Below are 16,082 nucleotides of genomic sequence, written 5' to 3'. Positions count from 1 at the left end.
CTCGCACCGCTACCCCCCCCTCTCCCCCCCCCACCCCCCCCCCCCCCCCCCCCCCCCCCCCCCCCCCCCCCCCCCCCCCCTCCCCCCCCCCCCCCCCCCCCCCCCCCCCCCCCCCCCCCTCCCCCCCCCCCCCCCCCCCCCCCCCCCCCCCCCCCCCCCCCCCCCCCGCCCCGTAGTGCCGGTACTGCTACCGGACTAGATGCACCACGGACGGGTGCAGGACCCCTCACAGGAGATGCTGAACGCGGACTCCTCCTGCTCGCCGAGCTCGGTCGAGACCAGGTCCTGCACGTCAAGGTCGAACAGCTCCAGCATGTTGTCGGCCATGAGGGCCTCCCTTCGTCAGTGCCACGGTTGACCGCGGCGGACTGCAGCGGACGTTAGGCACTCCTGCATGGGCCCAGCAATGGTTCTGCACGGATGAATGGATTAACTCAGCCAAAAATCGAAACAGTTCGATCGATGGTGGACAGTTTTCGATCGCCGAGGTAGACACGACCCGACCCGCCGTCAGGAGTGCGAGCCGCGTGGCGGCATCGGTACGGGGCGTGTGGCATGAGGCACCGAGGCACGAGGAGCACAGTGGTCGAGACGCACGGAGCGCCCCAGGACGGACTCTTCACCGCGACCGGCCCGGTCCTGCTGCGGACACCCGCGCTGCCGCGCTCGCACCGCCACACCGTCCCGGCCGACCCCGCGCACCCCGCGCCGGGGTCCGCCGAGACCGCGCCGGGGTCCGCCGAGACCGCGCTCCTGACGTACCTCGCCGAGGCCGCCGCCGACCCGGCCCTGCGCGAGGCGATCGAGCTCTCCAGCCCCTCCCTGGCCGACCTGCTCGACCAGGTCGCCGCAGGCACCGTGCCCCGCCCGGCCGCGCTGCGCCGGGCGGCCGAGGCGGTCAGCCGCTACCGGTTGCGGATGGCCACCCGGCCGACGCCGTTCGGGCTGATGGCCGCGGTGGTGCCGGCGCGCTTCGGCGCGGCGGCCAAGGTCCGCTGGGGCGGGGCCGACCGCCGCGCCCTGCGGCCCGACCTGGGCTGGCTGCTCCCGCTGCTCGACCGACTGCGGACCGACCCTGCGGTGCTGCCCGGCCTGCGGCTGGCCGTGGACCAGCAGGCCCGGCTGCGCGGCGGTCGCCTGGTGCTGCCGTACCTGCCCGAGCGTCGGCCCGCCGCCGCCGGTGCCGAGGCGGAGCCGGTCGCCGAACGGACCGTACGGGCCACCGCCGTCGTCCGGGCCGCGATCCGGACCGCCGCCGAGCCGGTCCGGCACTGCGACCTGCTGGCCGCGCTGACCGCCGACTTCCCCACGGCCCCGGCCGAGGCCGTCGCGGCCCTGGTCCGCTCGCTGGTCGGCCAGGGCTTCCTGCTCACCGACCTGACGCCTCCGGCGGACAGCACCGACCTGCTCGGCCATGTGCTCGACCGGATACCCGCCGACCACCCGGTGCACCCCGAACTGGCGGCCGTCCGGAGCGCGTTGGCGCAGGCCGCCGCCCTGCCCGGCGGGCAGGCCACCGACCTGCTGCGCGAACTCCGGACCCGGATGACCCGGCTCGCCCCGGCCGACCGCCCGCTCCACGCGGATCTCGCCCTGGACGCCGAGGTGGTCCTGCCGGACCAGGTCCGCACCGAGCTGGAGAGGACCGCCGCGCTCCTCTGGCGCCTGTCGCCGCCGGCCCCCGGGCCCGAGCACCTGCGCGCGTACCACGCGGAGTTCGTCGAGCGGTACGGCACGGACAGCCCCGTCCCGCTGGCCGAACTGCTCGACCCCGACACCGGCCTGGGCCCGCCGGCCGGCTACCGGCGCCCGGCCGGCCCCCGCGGCACGGCCAACCCCCAGCCCGCCCGGGCCCGCACCGACGCCGACGCGGCCCGCGACCGGTTGCTGGCCGAACTGGCGGCGGGCGCCCTCGCCGACCGGGAGCCGGACGGCGCGCTGCCCGAAGTGCTCCTGGACGACGACCTGCTGGCCCGGCTGGCCCCGCCGCGCGACGAGGCGGGCGGCGCCGTCGACACCCCGCCCGCATCCCTGGAGCTGTACGCCGAACTGGCGGCGGACTCCCTGGAGGCGCTGGACGCCGGGGACTTCCGACTCGTGCTCTCCCCTGTCGCCGGCAGTGACCGCGCCGGAGCCACCTTCGGCCGCTTCGCCACCCTGCTCGCGGGTGCGGGGGGCGACCGCGGCCCGGGTGCCGAACCGGGCGCGGACCCGGGCCGGTCGGCGGACGACCCCGCGGCGGCCGGCGGGGCACTGCTGGCCGAGGCCGCCGGGTCCGTGCAGTCCGCTGGGCCCACCGGATCCGGCGACCACGGCGCACTCGAAGCGCACCTGGAGTTCACCCCGTACCGCGCGCGCCATGCCAACATCGCCCTGACCCCGCGCTGGCTCGACCACCGGGTGGTGGTCAGCGCCTTCGCCGACCCGGGCGGCCCCTCCGTACTTCCGTTGGACGACCTGGTCGTGCTGGCCGACCCCGACCGGCTCGCGGTGTACTCCCGCCGCCTCGGCCGCGAGGTCCGCGTCGCCACCCATCACGTGCTCAACCTGCGCAGCGGTGCGCCCAACGCGGCCCGTTTCCTCCAGGAGGTGACGCTGACCGGGCAACGGCCCTGGCAGCCCTGGGACTGGGGGGCGGCGAGCAGCGCGCCCGTGCTGCCGCGCGTCCGCCGGGGCCGGGTGGTGCTGGCCCCGGCCACCTGGCGGCTGACCGCGCCCGTCCCGGCGGCCTCCGCCCCGTTCGAGCAGTGGGACGAGGGCCTGGCCCGCTGGCGCCGACGCTGGGGAGTGCCGGCCGCCGTCCGCCTGATCAGCGGCGACCAGCGGATCAGCCTGGACCTCGACCTCCCGTGGCACCGGCGGCTGTTGCACAGCCAGGCGCGGTCCGCCGAGCCCACCGTGCTCCAGGAGGACCCCAACCCGGCCGGCGACGGCGGCTGGCTGTGCGGACCGGATGGTGCGCGGACCGCCGAACTGGTGGTCCCGCTGCGCCGCAGCACGACCGGGCCGACCGCGTCCGGACCTCGCCGCCCGCTGCCCGCCCGGCGCGACCGGACCGTCGAACTCCCCGGCGGATCCTGGCTGTTCGCCCGGCTGGCGGCCACCGAGGCGCGCCAGGAGGAGATCCTGGTCGAACACCTGCCCCGGCTGCTCGACGCCCTGCCCGCCGACGTGGACCGCTGGTTCTTCATCCGCTATCAGGACTCCGCGCCGCATCTGCGGCTGCGTTTCCACGGTGCGCCGCCGGTCCTCGCCGCCCGACTGCTGCCCACCGTGCACGACTGGGTGCGGGAGCTGCACCGGGCCGGGCTCGCCGCCGACCTGCGCCTGGAGGGGTACGCGCCGGAGACCGACCGCTACGGCGGCGCCGAGGTGCTCGCCGACGCCGAACGGGTCTTCCAGGCCGACAGCCTGGTCGCGCTGGCGGCGCTGCGACTGGCCCGGGCGGAGCGCTCGCTCTCCCGGGACCTGCTCGCCGCCGTGAACCTCGCCGGCACCGCGCAGGCCTTCCTGGCCGGCCGCGCGGGGCAGTCGGCGGGGCAGCCAGCGGGGCAGCCGGTGGGAGACCGCGTTCCTGACGACGGGCCCGAGGGCCGCACCGACCTCCCCACCAGTCTCTCCGCCGACCTCCCCGCCGGCCTCCCCACCGACCGGCAGGCCGTCGCGCCGACCGTCCCCGGCGTGCCCTCGGTCGGGGCCTGGCTGGCGGGGGTGTATCCGAAGTCGGAGCGCCACCACCAGGCGTTCCGGGCCCAGCGCGCGGCCGCGTTGCGGGCGATCGGCCCCGACGGGCCGACCGTCCCGGCGGGCGGCCTGCTGCCCGCCGACCCCGCGCTGGCCGACGCCTGGCGGCAGCGGGCCGTCGCACTCGCGCGGTACGCGTCCCGGGTGGAGCCGTCGTCGGCCGACCCGGTGCTGGCCTCGCTGCTGCACATGGGCCACAACCGGCTGATCGGGATCGACCGCGAGGCCGAACGCCGGGCCTACGCACTGGCCCGAGGCGCTGTCGAGGCCCACCGGGCCCGCCGCTCCAGCCCGCGGGAGGGGCGATGAACACGACGGATCCGATCCGCGCCGTGGCCGAGTTGCTCAGCAGGCCCGGTGCGCTCGAAGAACCGGCCGCCGACACCACGACGCCCTCGGCGTCCGCGCCGCCCCCAGCGGCGCACGCGCTCGGGGCCGGCCGCAGCGGCGCCGCGCTCGCGCTCGCCGTACTGGCCGACCGCGAGGACGACGCCGCGCTGCGCCGCGCCGCGCACGGGCACCTCACGGCCGCCGTGAAAGCCCCCGGGGCGATGCGGGGCGGCGGACTCTTCTCCGGCGCCGCCGCGATCGCCTTCGCCGCCCGCACCATGGCGCGGCGCCCCGGCGAGTACCGCACGCTGCTCGACGGGCTGACGCCCCGGGTCCGGCAGGCCGCGGCCGGGCGCGTCGCCGACCTGCGCGCCGATCTGGCCGTCGGCACGGGCCTGCGCGCACACACCTTCGACGCCGTCTCGGGCGCGGCGGGCCTGGGCCGGCTGCTGCTCGCGCTGGAGCCGGCCGGACCGGCACTGGCCGATCTGCTCACCGCGCTGGTCGCGCTGGCCGAGCCGACCGGCGGTGTGCTGCCGCGCTGGTGGACCGCCGGTGGACCGGGACTGCCCGGCGCGGATCCCGGGTTCCCCCGGGGGCACCTCAACCTGGGCCTGGCCCACGGGGTCCCGGGCCCGCTCGCCCTCCTGGCGCTGGCCCGGCTGCGCGGTGTGGAGGTGCCCGGGCAGGACGAGGCGATCGAGGCGCTGGCGAGTTGGCTCGCCGCCCGGCGGATCCCCGGCCCGGTCGACCCGGACAGGCCCGTCCCGACCGAGCCGGTGCCCATGGGCCCCGACCCGGCCGGGGATCGGCCCGGCGTGGGCGGGTCCTGGCCGATGACCGTGCGCGTCGAGGACGAGGAGGCCGGCCGGCTGCCGGCCGACCAGCCGACGCGGGCGGCCTGGTGCTACGGAACCCCCGGTGCGGCCCGCGCGCTCTTCCTTGCGGGCGCGGCCCACGGCCGCTCCGACTGGCGGACCACCGCCGTCGCGGCGCTGACCGACACGCTGCGCGACCCCGCCGGCTGGAACCTCCAGGGCCCCGGACTCTGCCACGGCACCGGCGGCCTGCTGCGGATCGCCCAGCGGATGGCCGAGGACTCCGGCTCCGCCGAACTGACCGCCCGTCTGCCCGCGCTCGCCGCCACCGTCGCGAGCCGGCTCGACACGGCACTCGGCGCCGGAGACCCGCCCGGCCTCCTGGAGGGGACGGCAGGCGCTGCCCTCGCCCTGCACGCCCACGCCCGTGCCCGTGCCCGTACCGCTGCGCAGGCGTCCTCGGCGGGCACCGGCGACGCCGCCGAGGAGTGGGACGCCTTCCTGCTGATCTGCTGAGCTGCTGAGCTGCTGAGCTGCTGAGCTGCTGAGCTGCTGAGCTGCTGAGCTGCTGAGCATCAGGAAAGCCGTCCCACCCGCCGGGCCGTCACTTCTCGGGGGCGCCCTACTCCACCGTCACGCTCTTCGCCAGGTTGCGCGGCTTGTCGACATCGCGGTCGAGGGCCACGGCGGCGTGGTAGGCGAGGAGTTGGAGCGGGATGTTGAGCAGCAGCGGGTCGAGCTCGGGCTCGCTCTTGGGGACGAGGACGCAGTGGTCGGCGAGCTTGTCCTCGGGGCGGCGGTGCGCGATGGCGATCACGCGGCCGGAGCGGGCCTTGATCTCACCGAGGGTGGTGAGGTTCTTGTCGAGCAGTTCGTCGTCCGGGACGAGTGCGACGGTGGGCAGTTCGGGGCTGATCAGCGCCAGCGGACCGTGCTTCAGCTCGCTCGCCGGGTAGGCCTCGGCGTGCACGTAGGAGATCTCCTTGAGCTTCTGCGCGCCCTCCCGGGCGACCGGGTAGCCGCGGACCCGGCCGATGAACATCATGCCCGCCGATCCGGCGTACTCGGCGGCGAGTTCGGCGATGGCCTCGGTCTGCGCGAGCACCTCGCGGATCTGGTCCGGCAGCGCCTTCAGGGCCGCGACGATCCGGCGGCCGTCGGCGGGCGACAGGTCGTGGATGCGGCCGAAGTGCAGGGCGAGCAGCGCGAAGGCGACCACGGTGGAGGTGAAGGCCTTGGTGGAGGCGACCGAGATCTCCGGCCCGGCGTGCAGGTACATGCCGCCGTCGCACTCTCGGGCGATGGCGCTGCCCACGGTGTTGACGACGCCGAGCACCCGTCCGCCCTTGCGCTTGATCTCCTGGACGGCGGCCAGCGTGTCGTAGGTCTCGCCGGACTGGCTGACCGCGATGTAGAGCGTGTCCGCCTCGATCACCGGGTTGCGGTAGCGGAACTCGGAGGCGGGCTCGCTGTGCGCGGGGATGCGGGAGAGTTCCTCGATCAGCTGGGCGCCCATCTCGCCGGCGTAGTAGGCGGATCCGCAGCCGAGGATCTTCACCCGGCGGATCTCGCGCAGCTCCCGGGCGTCCAGGTTGAGGCCGCCGAGGTGCGCGGTGGAGAAGCGCTCGTCGAGCCGGCCGCTGAGCGTGCGCTCGACCGAGCCGGGCTGCTCGTGGATCTCCTTGAGCAGGAAGTGCTCGTAGCCGCCGGTGTCGTAGGAGTCGATCTCCCAGTCCACGGTGGACGGCTGGTGGTGGGTGGTGCGGGCGTCGGTGGTGAAGGTGCGGAAGCCGTCGGCGCGGACGGTGGCCAGCTCGCCGTCCTCCAGGTGGACGACCTGGCGGGTGTAGCGGACGAGGGCGGAGACGTCGGAGGCGACGAACATCTCCTTCTCACCGAGGCCGAGCACTATCGGGCTGCCGTTGCGGGCGGCCACGATCCGGTCCGGCTGCTCGGCGTCGAGCACCGCGATGCCGTAGGTGCCGACCACCCGGGCGAGCGCGGCGCGCACCGCGTCCTCCAGCTCGACTCCCTCGCCGACGTGCGCGGCGATCAGGTGGGAGAGCACCTCGGTGTCGGTCTCGGAGCGGAACACGACGCCGTCGGCGGTGAGCTTGGCGCGCAGTTCGTCGGCGTTCTCGATGATGCCGTTGTGGACGACGGCGATCCGCTCGGCGCCGTCCAGGTGCGGGTGGGCGTTGGCGTCACTGGGCACGCCGTGGGTCGCCCAGCGGGTGTGGCCGATGCCGGTGCCGCCCTTGAACCGGGCCGGGACGGCGGCGGCCAGGTCGGCGACCCGGCCCTTGACCTTGCGGACCTTGAGCCCGCCGGTGCGCCCGGTGACGGCCACGCCGGCCGAGTCGTAGCCGCGGTACTCCAGCCGGGCCAGGCCCTCCAGCAGGAAGGGGGTCGCGTCCTTGGGGCCGATGTAGGCCACGATTCCGCACATGCGTGGTCTCCTCTTCGTGAATGCCGTGAGTGCCGTAAGTGCCGTGAATGCGCCAGTGCCGTGCCCCCCGCCCCGGCAGCGCTCAGCCGTAGACGATGCGGCGCAGCTGGCGGGCCGAGAGCTCGGGTGCCGCGACCCGGCGGGCGGGGAGTTCCTCGGCGAGCCGGGTGAAGATCCGTTCGTTGGTCAGTCCGCGTGCCTGGAGCTCGCCGTGGCGGCGGCGGACGTACTCCTCGGTGCTCTCGGAGAAGTACGCCAGCACCTCCGCCACGACCCGCGCCGCCTCCCGGGGCCCGAGCGGGCTGGCCCGGGTGAGGTGGGCGAGGAGGTCGTCGTGAGGGTGGGGTGAGCTCGGCACGAGTGAGGAGCCTAGGCCGCGCCGCCTCTGGGGCCAAGAATCCTGCCCGAAATCGGGCAGACTTTACGACTTTCAGCTCAAACAACCAGTCACATCGTCCTCCCGAGCCCCTTCCGACTCCTTCCCGACGCACCCTTGTAGCCGCACCCCTCCGACACGTAGCGTCATTTTCCGCATACGTAGCGGAAGACCGGAGGCTTGCTGATGTGCGGGATCACCGGATGGGTCGCCTTCAACCGTGACCTCACCGCCGAACGGGCCGTCGTCGACGCCATGACGGCCACCCAGATCTGCCGCGGCCCGGACGCCGGCGGCGTCCACCTGGAGCGACACGCCGCCCTCGGCCACCGCCGCCTCGCGGTGATCGACCTGGAGGGCGGCGTCCAGCCCATGACCGTCGAGCACGACGGCCGGCTGCTGGCGGCGCTCACCTACAGCGGCGAGGTCTACAACCACCGCGAGCTGCGCGCGGAACTGAAGGCGGCCGGACACCGCTTCCGCACCCGCAGCGACACCGAGGTCGTGCTGCACGCCTACCTGGAGTGGGGCGAGGGCCTGGCCGAACGCCTCAACGGGATGTTCGCCTTCGCGATCTGGGACGCCCGCAGCGAGGAACTGCTGCTGGTCCGCGACCGGATGGGCGTCAAGCCGCTGCACTACCACCTCACCCCCGACGGCGTGATCTTCGGCTCCGAGGTGAAGGCCATCCTGGCCCACCCCGCCGTCCGCCCGGTGGTCGACCTGGACGGGCTGCGCGAACTGCTCGCCTTCACCCGCACCCCGGGCATCACCCCCTACCGGGGCATCGTCGAGGTCCGGCCCGGGCACGTCGTCCGGGTCCGCCGCGAGGGCGTGTCGGTGCGCCGCTACTGGGCGCTGGAGGCGCGCGAGCACACCGACACCCTCGAGGCCACCGTCGCCACCGTCCGGGCCCTACTGGACGACATCGTCCACCGCCAGCTCGATTCGGACGTCCCGCTCTGCTCGCTGCTCTCCGGCGGCCTGGACTCCAGCGCCGTCACCGCCCTCGCCGCCCGGGTCCTGCGGGCCGAGGGCGCCGGCCCGGTGCGCTCCTTCGCCGTCGACTTCGCCGGCCAGAGCGAGAACTTCCACGCCAGCGAGGTCCGGCCGACCCTGGACGGCCCGTACGCCCGGCTGCTGGCCGAGCACGTCGGGGCCGACCACAACGTGATCGAGCTGGACGCCGCCGCGCTCACCGACCTCGCCCAGCGGGACGCCGTCCTGCGCGCCCGCGACCTGCCCGGCGGCTTCGGCGACATGGACATCTCGCTGCTGCTGCTCTTCCAGGGCGTGCGCCGCCAGTCCACCGTCGCCCTGTCGGGCGAGTCCGCGGACGAACTGTTCGGCGGCTACCGCTGGTTCCACGACCCGAAGGCCGTCGCCGCCGACGACTTCCCCTGGGCGGTCTCGCTGACCGGCCTCGGCGGCCAGGGCACAGGGCCGCGCGAACACCTGCTCGACGCCGGCCTGCTCGCCGAGCTCGACCTGCCCGGCTACCGGCGGGCCCGCTACCACGAGGCACTCGCCGAAGTCCCGCACCTGCCGGACGCCGATCCGCTGGAACGGCGGATGCGCGAGATCTCGTACCTCCACCTGACCCGCTTCGTCTGCATCCTGCTCGACCGCAAGGACCGGATGAGCATGGCCAACGGTCTGGAGGTGCGGGTGCCGTTCTGCGACCACCGGCTGGTCCAGTACGTCTTCAACACGCCGTGGGCGATGAAGCACTTCGACGGCCGGGAGAAGAGCCTGCTGCGCGCCGCCGTCCGGGACGTGCTGCCGGACGCCGTCGCCGACCGGGTGAAGAGCCCGTACCCGGTCACCGAGGACCCGCACTACCCGGCGCTGCTGCGGGCCGAGCTCGCCCGGCTCGCCGCCGAGCAGAAGTCCCCGGCGCTCGCCCTGCTCGACCGGCGGCGCCTCGCCGACGCGCTCGATCCGGGCACCGACCCGCAGTCCGTCCGGCTGGCCGTCGACTTCGCGCTCGAACTGCACACCTGGCTGACGGACTACCAGGTGACGCTGGACATCTGACGGCGGGCCGCCCCGGGCGGCGCGGCGGCCTCGACGGCGGGCCGCTGCGCCGTTCGGGTGATTGATCCGGGTGACGAATCCCGGGTGATCATCCGGAACCAACCCGCCGCGCCCGGGCGTCGGACGGTGCGGTAGCGTCGCCGACACCTCCCGAATGGCGGGCGATAACGCGGATTCCCGCCGCCGTGCCGTCAGGATGGGAGCGAACCGTCCACCTCGATCCGCCGGGGGATCACCTCATGCAACCGCGGGTATTCGCGATTCTCACCGCCCTGCTCCTGGGCGTCCTGGGCCTCGGGTCGGTGGCCGTCACCGACTGGTCGCCCGCGACCGCCACCGTGGCGACGACCCCGGCCGCCACCGCGGGCTCCGGCGCCGCCGCGCCCGGCGTCGCACCGGCGGCCGCGAGCGCCACCCCGACCGGCGACCCGGCGGTGTGGACCCGCTCGACGCTGCGCAACAAGCTGATGGCCGAGATGGACGCCAGCGACCCCGGCGTCGCGCTCGCCGACCTCGACAAGATCACCAAGGAGAAGCCGTACACCGTGCGCTTCTGCCACCCGATCGCGCACGAGCTCGGCCACGCGGCGGTCAAGCGCTTCAACGCCGACTTCCAGAAGGTCATCTCCTTCCCGCACGAGACCTGCGCGGCCGGCTACCTGCACGGCGCGGTCGAGGAGATGCTCAACGCCTCCGCCCAGCCCGAGGTGGACCTGCTCAAGCTCTGCGCGCCCAAGAACACCGGCCCGTGCATCCACGGCGTCGGCCACGGCACCATGTTCGTCGCCAAGCAGGACGTCCCCAAGGCGCGCGAGCTGTGCAGCAAGTTCCCCAGCGACCAGAACAAGATCCGCTGTTCCGAAGGGCTGTTCATGCAGCTCTTCGGCCCGGACGAGGAGGACGAGAAGGCCAAGGCGAACCTGCCCGCCGACAAGCTCGCCCAGGACCCGCTGTACCCGTGCAAGGACCAGCCGGGCCTGTTCCAGTCCGCGTGCTTCTTCTACGCCCCGACCTTCTACCTCTCCTCGCACGACTACCCGAACCACCCCGAGGTCTACGCCGACGCCCTCAAGTGGTGCCTCAGCGGCAAGGCCAGCGGCGGGGCGACCGACTGCAGCCGCGGCGTCGGCTCGCGGACGATGAAGTACAACCTCGACCGCGAGGACTGGGCCGCCCAGCAGTGCGGCACCGCCGCCGACGGCTGGCAGCGCAAGGCCTGCGCCGAGGGCCTGGTCAGCTACTACACGGTGAACTACACCGACGACGGCGCGGCCGGCCGGCTCTGCGCCAAGATCACCGACAGGGAGATGCAGGGCTACTGCCGCTCCGCCAGCGGCCTGTCCAGCTCGCTCGACTGACCTCGCCCGTCCCACCGGGACCGACCGCCCCGTCTCACCTGGAGGGCCCGCGCCGCACGGCGCGGGCCCTTTCCGTAGGATCGGCCGACCGGTCCACCGGACCGGACGATCAGGGTGCGCCGAGGACGCCGCGCCTCCCCCGCCCCTGGAGAGCCGCCATCATGACCGCCGAGGACTTCCGCGCCGCCGCGCACACCGCCGCCGACCTCGTCTCCGACTACCTCGCCGAACTGCCCGGGCGCCCGGTCTGGCAGCCGATGGACGACACCGCCCGCCGGGCCCTGCTCGACGCCCCGCTGCCCGCCGCCGGCCGCCCGCTCGCCGACCTCCTCACCGCCATCGGGCAGGACGTCCTCCCCCACCCGATGGGCAACGGCCACCCCCGCTTCTTCGGCTGGGTCAACTCCGCCCCCGCCCCCGCCGGAGTCCTCGCCACCCTCGCCGCCTCCGCCATGAACCCCAGCTCGGCCGGCGGCGACCACGCCGACGTCCACCTGGAACGCGCCGTGGTCCGCTGGATCGCCGAACTCGTCGGCTTCCCACACCCGGCCGGCGGCGGCCTGCTCACCTCCGGCACCTCGATGGCCACCATCGTGTGCCTGGCCGCCGCCCGCAACCGCGCCGCCCGCCGGGCCGGCTGGGACGTCCGCGAGGACGGCCTGGCCGGCCTGCCGCCGCTGGTCGGCTACGTCACCGGCGAGACCCACTCCTGCGTCCGCAAGGCCGCCGAACTCCTCGGCCTCGGCAGCCGGCACCTGCGCACCGTCGCCACCGGGCCGGACGGCCGCCTCGACCCCGCCGAACTGCGGGCCGCCGTCGAACGCGACCGGGCCGCCGGACTGCTGCCCTTCCTGGTCGTCGCCTCGGCCGGCACCGTCGGCACCGGCGCCGTCGACGACTTCGGCCCGATCGCCGACCTCTGCGCCGAGCAGCGCCTGTGGCTGCACGTCGACGGCGCGTACGGGGCCTTCGGCAGGCTCGACCCGGCCATCGCCCACCGCTACGCCGGCCTGGAGCGCGCCGACTCCCTCGCCCTCGACCCGCACAAGTGGCTGGGCGTGCCCGTCGACTGCGGCTGCGCGCTGGTGCGCGACACCGAGGAACTGCGTGCCACCTTCAGCCTCGTCCCCTCCTACCTGCGCGACGAGGCGGCCGGCGCGCTCGGCTGGTTCTCCGAGTACGGCACCGAGCAGACCCGCCCGTTCCGCGCGCTCAAGGTCTGGGCCACCATCGCCCACAAGGGCCGCGACGGCATCGCCCGGGACATCGCCCGCTGCACCGCCCTCGCCCGCCGCCTCGGCGAACTGATCGAGGCAGACGGGGAGTTGGAGCTGCTGGCCGAGGTCCAGACCTCCATCGTCGCGTTCCGCCACCGCACCCCCGGGCACGACGAGGCCGCCGTCGACGCCCTCAACCGCGAACTCCCCGCCGTCGTCCAGCGGCGCGGCCGGGTCTTCGTCACCGGAGCCCGCCTCGGCGACCGCGAGATGCTCCGCGCCTGCCTGCTCAACGCCGCCACCACCGAGGCCGACCTGGAGCTCCTGCTCGCGGAGGTCAAGGCGGCGGCTGCGGACCTGCAACCGTAACGCGGGCCCGGCGACCTTAACCACCAGGTCACGGCGGGTTCGTGGACAGGAAACACCCGTCGGGCAGGGTGCTGTCATGGAGCAGACGGAGCACACGGAGCACCCGACCATGCAGCCGACGCCCACCCTCCCCCGGGCCCGACGACGCGGCGCCGGCACCCACCGCTGGCGCCGCGACAGCGTCGAACTCGCCGCCGTCTTCGTCTCGGTCACCGCGGCCGACCTGGTCGCCAAGATCGTCGTCCGCGGCCCCGACGGCCCGGTGGTCCTCGCCGCCGCCGCCCTCGCCCTCCTCGCCACCGCCCTCTTCCACACCTGGTGGTCCCAGCGCCACCACCCCCACTCCCCCGCGCCCCCGACCACCCTGTGGCGCGTCCGCACCGCCGCCCGCAGCACCCCCGACGACCTGGCCCGCGTCCACACCGCCCTGGCCGACCAGCACGTCGCCGTCCTCTCCCGCCAGCCCCACCCCGTCCCCGGCACCACCGTCGACGAGCTCTACCTCCGCGCCCCCCACACCCTCACCCCCACCGACCTCACCACCCTCCTCGCCACCACCGGCCACCCCCTCCTCGACACCCCCACCCGCATCGGCTGACCGCGGCGCGACCACGGCGACGCAGCGGGTTCCCCGACACCGCTACGCAGGAGGGGGTTCGACGCCCCTCCCGCGAGCCCGCCCGCCGCGTCTGGCTCAGGACTGCGGGGCGGCCGGAGTGAGACGGTAGGCGGGCAGGCCCCGGCGGCGGATGAGGAATTCGGCGACTATCAGGTTGGGCAGCCAGCTGAGGAACGGGACGGCGGCGTAGGCGTTGTCGAAGAAGCGCTCGCCGTCGACGTGTCCCTGGGCGGTGAGCGTCTGGAGGAGGATGAGGACGCCGAGCCAGGACCGGAGGGTGACGGCGGCGTAGGTGAGGGCGAAGCTGCGGATCATCCAGGCGCGGTGGCTCGGCAGGTCGCGGTCGCGGACGGCTCGGTAGCCGCGCCAGGTGGTCCAGGCCCAGAGCAGGGCGAGCCCGCCGAAGCCGAAGAAGCCGTTGAAGGCGGCGGAGTTGAAGAACGCCATGACGAACGCGGCCAGGGATCCCACCGCGACCCCGAAGACGTAGACGCGGCCGGTCCAGCGGTGGACGGCGGGGGATCGCCGGCGCAGCGTGGTGGAGAACTGGAACGGGCCGACCAGCAGCGCCAGCGCGGCCGTCACGATGTGGACGTAGAAGGTGACTTGGACGGCCGTCGGGCGCTCGGCGTAGGTGGCGGACACGCCGCCCTCCGACGCGGCGATGGGCAGGCCGGCCTGGGCGTACGTCCCCACGGCGTACCCGACGATCGCGAGCGAGGTCAGCAGGACGACGGCCCAGCGGACGCGCCCTCCCCTCCTGCTCGTCGGGGCGGGGGCGGTCGCGGCGCGGGCGGCGGTACTGGTCATCGGTGACCCCGATCGGCTGGAGGTGGGACGGCATCACGTGCACGGTGCGCGTCGCGCGGTCGGCCGGCGCTCTGCTCGCGGCGCCCACCACCACCCCGGAACTGGGGTCTACCACCACGCTGTTCGAACCGCAGCCAGTGTGGCCGGGCCCGCGGCCCCGGGCCATGGAGCGGCCCCCCGGGCCGGGAGGGGGGTTACCCCCACGACCCGACGCGACGTCAACCGGACGGCCTCCCACCGCACGGGCACCGCCGCCGCCAGCTTGACCGCAACGGGCCCCGGGGTTCGTTACGCAGCCGATGGGCGGCCGTGACACGACCGGCCGGGGACCGCGACACGGGCCTCCTACCGTCATGGACGACGCACCGGCCACCCCGGCCGGGAGGCGTCCATGACGAAGGAGAACACCGTATGAGCAGGAGCCGTACCCACCGCTCCCCCGCCCGCCGCGTGCTGGCCGTCTGCGCCCTGACCGGCGGCGCGCTGCTGACCGTCGTCACCGGCGGACAGGCCTTCGCCGACGGGACCCCGTCCGCCGCGCCTGCTGCGGGTGCCGGCGTGTCGGCCGCCCCCACCTCTACGCCCACCCCGGCCCGCCCCGCCCCGGCCGCCCCCTCGGTCGCGGGCAAGGACGCCTCGACCACGCCCACGGCGAAGCCCAGCGCGCAGCCCGCCGTCAGTGGCGCGCCCACGGCGCAGCCCGCCGCCGGCGGCGCCGGAGTCTCCAGTGACGGCAAGGCCCAGGTCCGTGAGGTGCCCAAGGGCGCGGCCCAGGCCGGCGACGGGTCCGGCGAGACCGACAGCAACGGCCTGATGCTGGCCGGTGGCGGGGCCGTCGCGGCCGTCGGCGCCGGTGCGCTGGGCTTCGCGATGCTGCGCCGCCGCTCCGGTGCGCGCGGCTGACACCGGCCCCGAGTCCGCCGGGCACCCCGGCGCCGCCTCCCCGCCCTTGACCGGGCGGGGAGGCGGCGCCGGGGGCCCGGTGGGTACCGGGGCCCCGGCGGGCGGCGGGCAGCCCGACAGCACGCCCGGCGCCGACGAGCCGGCCCGCCACGGCCGCCCGCGCGGTGGCCGCAGCCGGCGGCGCCGCAAGGCCTCCCCCGGCCCGGGCACACTGCGCCGGACGGCGTTCGGCGCGGCGGGCCTGGCCTGCCTGGTGCTGGGCACCACCGTGGCGTTGTCCGGCCAGCAGACCCCGGTGGTGCGGGTCGAGCCCTCGGTGCACGGCAGTACCGACAACCCGGCGGCCGCGCCCTCGGGAGGCCCCGGAACCACCGGGACGGCCGGGAGCACCGGGAGTCCGGCCGGCGCGCCGAAGCCGTTCGCCGCCTCGGCGCCGACCCGGCTGCTGGTCCCGGCCGCCGGGGTGGACGCCCCCGTGACCGGCCTCGGGCTGAATCCCGACGGGACGGTCGAGGTGCCGGCCGCCGACCGGGCCGACGAGGTCGGCTGGTACCGCAACGGGCCGACGCCCGGGGAGGCCGGCCCCGCCGTCCTCATCGGGCACTACGACACCGCGCACGGCCCGGCGGTCTTCCACGGCGTGCCGAAGCTGCGGCCGGGCGACCTGATCCAGGTGCGGCGCGCGGACGGCAGCACCGTGGACTTCAAGGTCCGCTCGCTGCTCCAGGCCGCCAAGGACCGCTTCCCGACCGAAACGGTCTACGGTGACACTCCCGAACCCGCTCTCAGGCTCATCACCTGCGGCGGGCGGATCGGCTCGGACGGGCACTGGACGGACAACATCATCGTCCTGGCGGACCTGGCCGGTCCGGGCGGCGCGACCGGCTGAAGCCGCCGCGCCGCCCCGGTCGTCCCGGCCGTCGGGTCGTTTCGACTGTCGAACCGGCGCGGCGGCCGGGACGGCGGGACGGGAACCACCGACCGCCGTCCACGCGACCTACCACCGAGGCCCGTGCGGGGACGAACCGGCGCATCGCCGCAGACCAGGAGGA

The 16,082-nt window shown here is 75.3% G+C and carries 12 protein-coding genes; 8 read left to right on the top strand and 4 right to left on the bottom strand.

Annotated features, from left to right (window positions below; genetic code table 11):
- Positions 1 to 195: 195 nt before the first annotated feature.
- Entirely contained in the window at positions 196 to 327 is a 132-nt protein-coding gene (locus AC07BF_RS14320; RefSeq protein WP_363629406.1) for a hypothetical protein, read from the bottom strand.
- Positions 328 to 582: 255 nt separating this feature from the next.
- Between AC07BF_RS14320 and AC07BF_RS14315 the strand changes: the two genes are divergently transcribed.
- Together AC07BF_RS14315 and AC07BF_RS14310 are read left to right on the top strand one after the other, a co-directional pair.
- Complete coding sequence (locus AC07BF_RS14315; protein WP_478318686.1) at positions 583 to 4,053, top strand: lantibiotic dehydratase; 3,471 nt, start codon at positions 583 to 585, stop codon at positions 4,051 to 4,053.
- Positions 4,050 to 5,408 (top strand): lanthionine synthetase LanC family protein, encoded by a 1,359-nt coding sequence (locus tag AC07BF_RS14310; protein WP_478318688.1) that lies wholly within the window; start codon positions 4,050 to 4,052, stop codon positions 5,406 to 5,408. Before AC07BF_RS14315 ends, AC07BF_RS14310 begins: the two co-directional genes overlap by 4 nt.
- A 106-nt stretch (positions 5,409 to 5,514) precedes the next feature.
- On the opposite strand, the gene glmS is transcribed toward AC07BF_RS14310, so the two are convergent.
- Positions 5,515 to 7,341: a glutamine--fructose-6-phosphate transaminase (isomerizing) gene (glmS, locus tag AC07BF_RS14305; RefSeq protein WP_363629411.1), complete on the bottom strand. Its 1,827-nt coding sequence runs from the start codon at positions 7,339 to 7,341 to the stop codon at positions 5,515 to 5,517.
- Between the two features lie 82 nt (positions 7,342 to 7,423).
- On the bottom strand, positions 7,424 to 7,699 hold the full coding sequence (locus AC07BF_RS14300; RefSeq protein ID WP_478318690.1) for a hypothetical protein: 276 nt from the start codon (positions 7,697 to 7,699) through the stop codon (positions 7,424 to 7,426).
- 204 nt (positions 7,700 to 7,903) lie between these two features.
- On the opposite strand from AC07BF_RS14300, the gene asnB reads away from it, so the two are divergent.
- From asnB to AC07BF_RS14280, 4 genes are all read left to right on the top strand, one after another.
- Entirely contained in the window at positions 7,904 to 9,754 is a 1,851-nt protein-coding gene (gene asnB / locus AC07BF_RS14295; protein ID WP_363585840.1) for an asparagine synthase (glutamine-hydrolyzing), read from the top strand.
- Positions 9,755 to 9,993: 239 nt separating this feature from the next.
- Entirely contained in the window at positions 9,994 to 11,112 is a 1,119-nt protein-coding gene (locus AC07BF_RS14290) for a hypothetical protein (protein ID WP_400807765.1), read from the top strand.
- A gap of 161 nt (positions 11,113 to 11,273) precedes the next feature.
- The gene (locus AC07BF_RS14285; RefSeq protein WP_478318691.1) at positions 11,274 to 12,698 is read left to right on the top strand and encodes a pyridoxal phosphate-dependent decarboxylase family protein; all 1,425 of its coding nucleotides are present in this window, start codon (positions 11,274 to 11,276) and stop codon (positions 12,696 to 12,698) included.
- A 76-nt stretch (positions 12,699 to 12,774) separates the two neighbouring features.
- On the top strand, positions 12,775 to 13,296 hold the full coding sequence (locus AC07BF_RS14280) for a hypothetical protein (protein WP_478318693.1): 522 nt from the start codon (positions 12,775 to 12,777) through the stop codon (positions 13,294 to 13,296).
- Between the two features lie 96 nt (positions 13,297 to 13,392).
- On the opposite strand, the gene AC07BF_RS14275 is transcribed toward AC07BF_RS14280, so the two are convergent.
- Positions 13,393 to 14,127: a DUF2306 domain-containing protein gene (locus AC07BF_RS14275; protein WP_363629418.1), complete on the bottom strand. Its 735-nt coding sequence runs from the start codon at positions 14,125 to 14,127 to the stop codon at positions 13,393 to 13,395.
- A 411-nt stretch (positions 14,128 to 14,538) separates the two neighbouring features.
- Between AC07BF_RS14275 and AC07BF_RS14270 the strand changes: the two genes are divergently transcribed.
- A complete protein-coding gene (locus AC07BF_RS14270; protein WP_363629420.1) occupies positions 14,539 to 15,030 on the top strand; it encodes a sortase-dependent protein in 492 nt (163 codons plus the stop codon).
- A 79-nt stretch (positions 15,031 to 15,109) separates the two neighbouring features.
- Positions 15,110 to 15,919, top strand: a complete 810-nt coding sequence (locus tag AC07BF_RS14265) for a class F sortase (RefSeq protein ID WP_363629421.1) — start codon at positions 15,110 to 15,112, stop codon at positions 15,917 to 15,919.
- Positions 15,920 to 16,082: the final 163 nt, after the last annotated feature.

This window comes from Kitasatospora sp. NPDC043950 (assembly GCF_056435345.1).
The sequence above is the reverse complement of the archived record's forward strand: the minus strand, read 5'-3'. Positions and strand labels throughout refer to the sequence as shown.

Bases quoted from the DNA above. Each gene is read 5' to 3' on its own strand.
- asnB (WP_363585840.1), top strand. From the start codon at position 7,904: ATGTGCGGGATCACCGGATGGGTCGCCTTCAACCGTGACCTCACCGCC.
- AC07BF_RS14270 (WP_363629420.1), top strand. From the start codon at position 14,539: ATGAGCAGGAGCCGTACCCACCGCTCCCCCGCCCGCCGCGTGCTGGCC.
- AC07BF_RS14275 (WP_363629418.1), bottom strand. From the start codon at position 14,127: ATGACCAGTACCGCCGCCCGCGCCGCGACCGCCCCCGCCCCGACGAGC.
- AC07BF_RS14320 (WP_363629406.1), bottom strand. From the start codon at position 327: ATGGCCGACAACATGCTGGAGCTGTTCGACCTTGACGTGCAGGACCTG.
- AC07BF_RS14285 (WP_478318691.1), top strand. From the start codon at position 11,274: ATGACCGCCGAGGACTTCCGCGCCGCCGCGCACACCGCCGCCGACCTC.
- AC07BF_RS14310 (WP_478318688.1), top strand. From the start codon at position 4,050: ATGAACACGACGGATCCGATCCGCGCCGTGGCCGAGTTGCTCAGCAGG.
- AC07BF_RS14280 (WP_478318693.1), top strand. From the start codon at position 12,775: ATGGAGCAGACGGAGCACACGGAGCACCCGACCATGCAGCCGACGCCC.
- AC07BF_RS14290 (WP_400807765.1), top strand. From the start codon at position 9,994: ATGCAACCGCGGGTATTCGCGATTCTCACCGCCCTGCTCCTGGGCGTC.
- glmS (WP_363629411.1), bottom strand. From the start codon at position 7,341: ATGTGCGGAATCGTGGCCTACATCGGCCCCAAGGACGCGACCCCCTTC.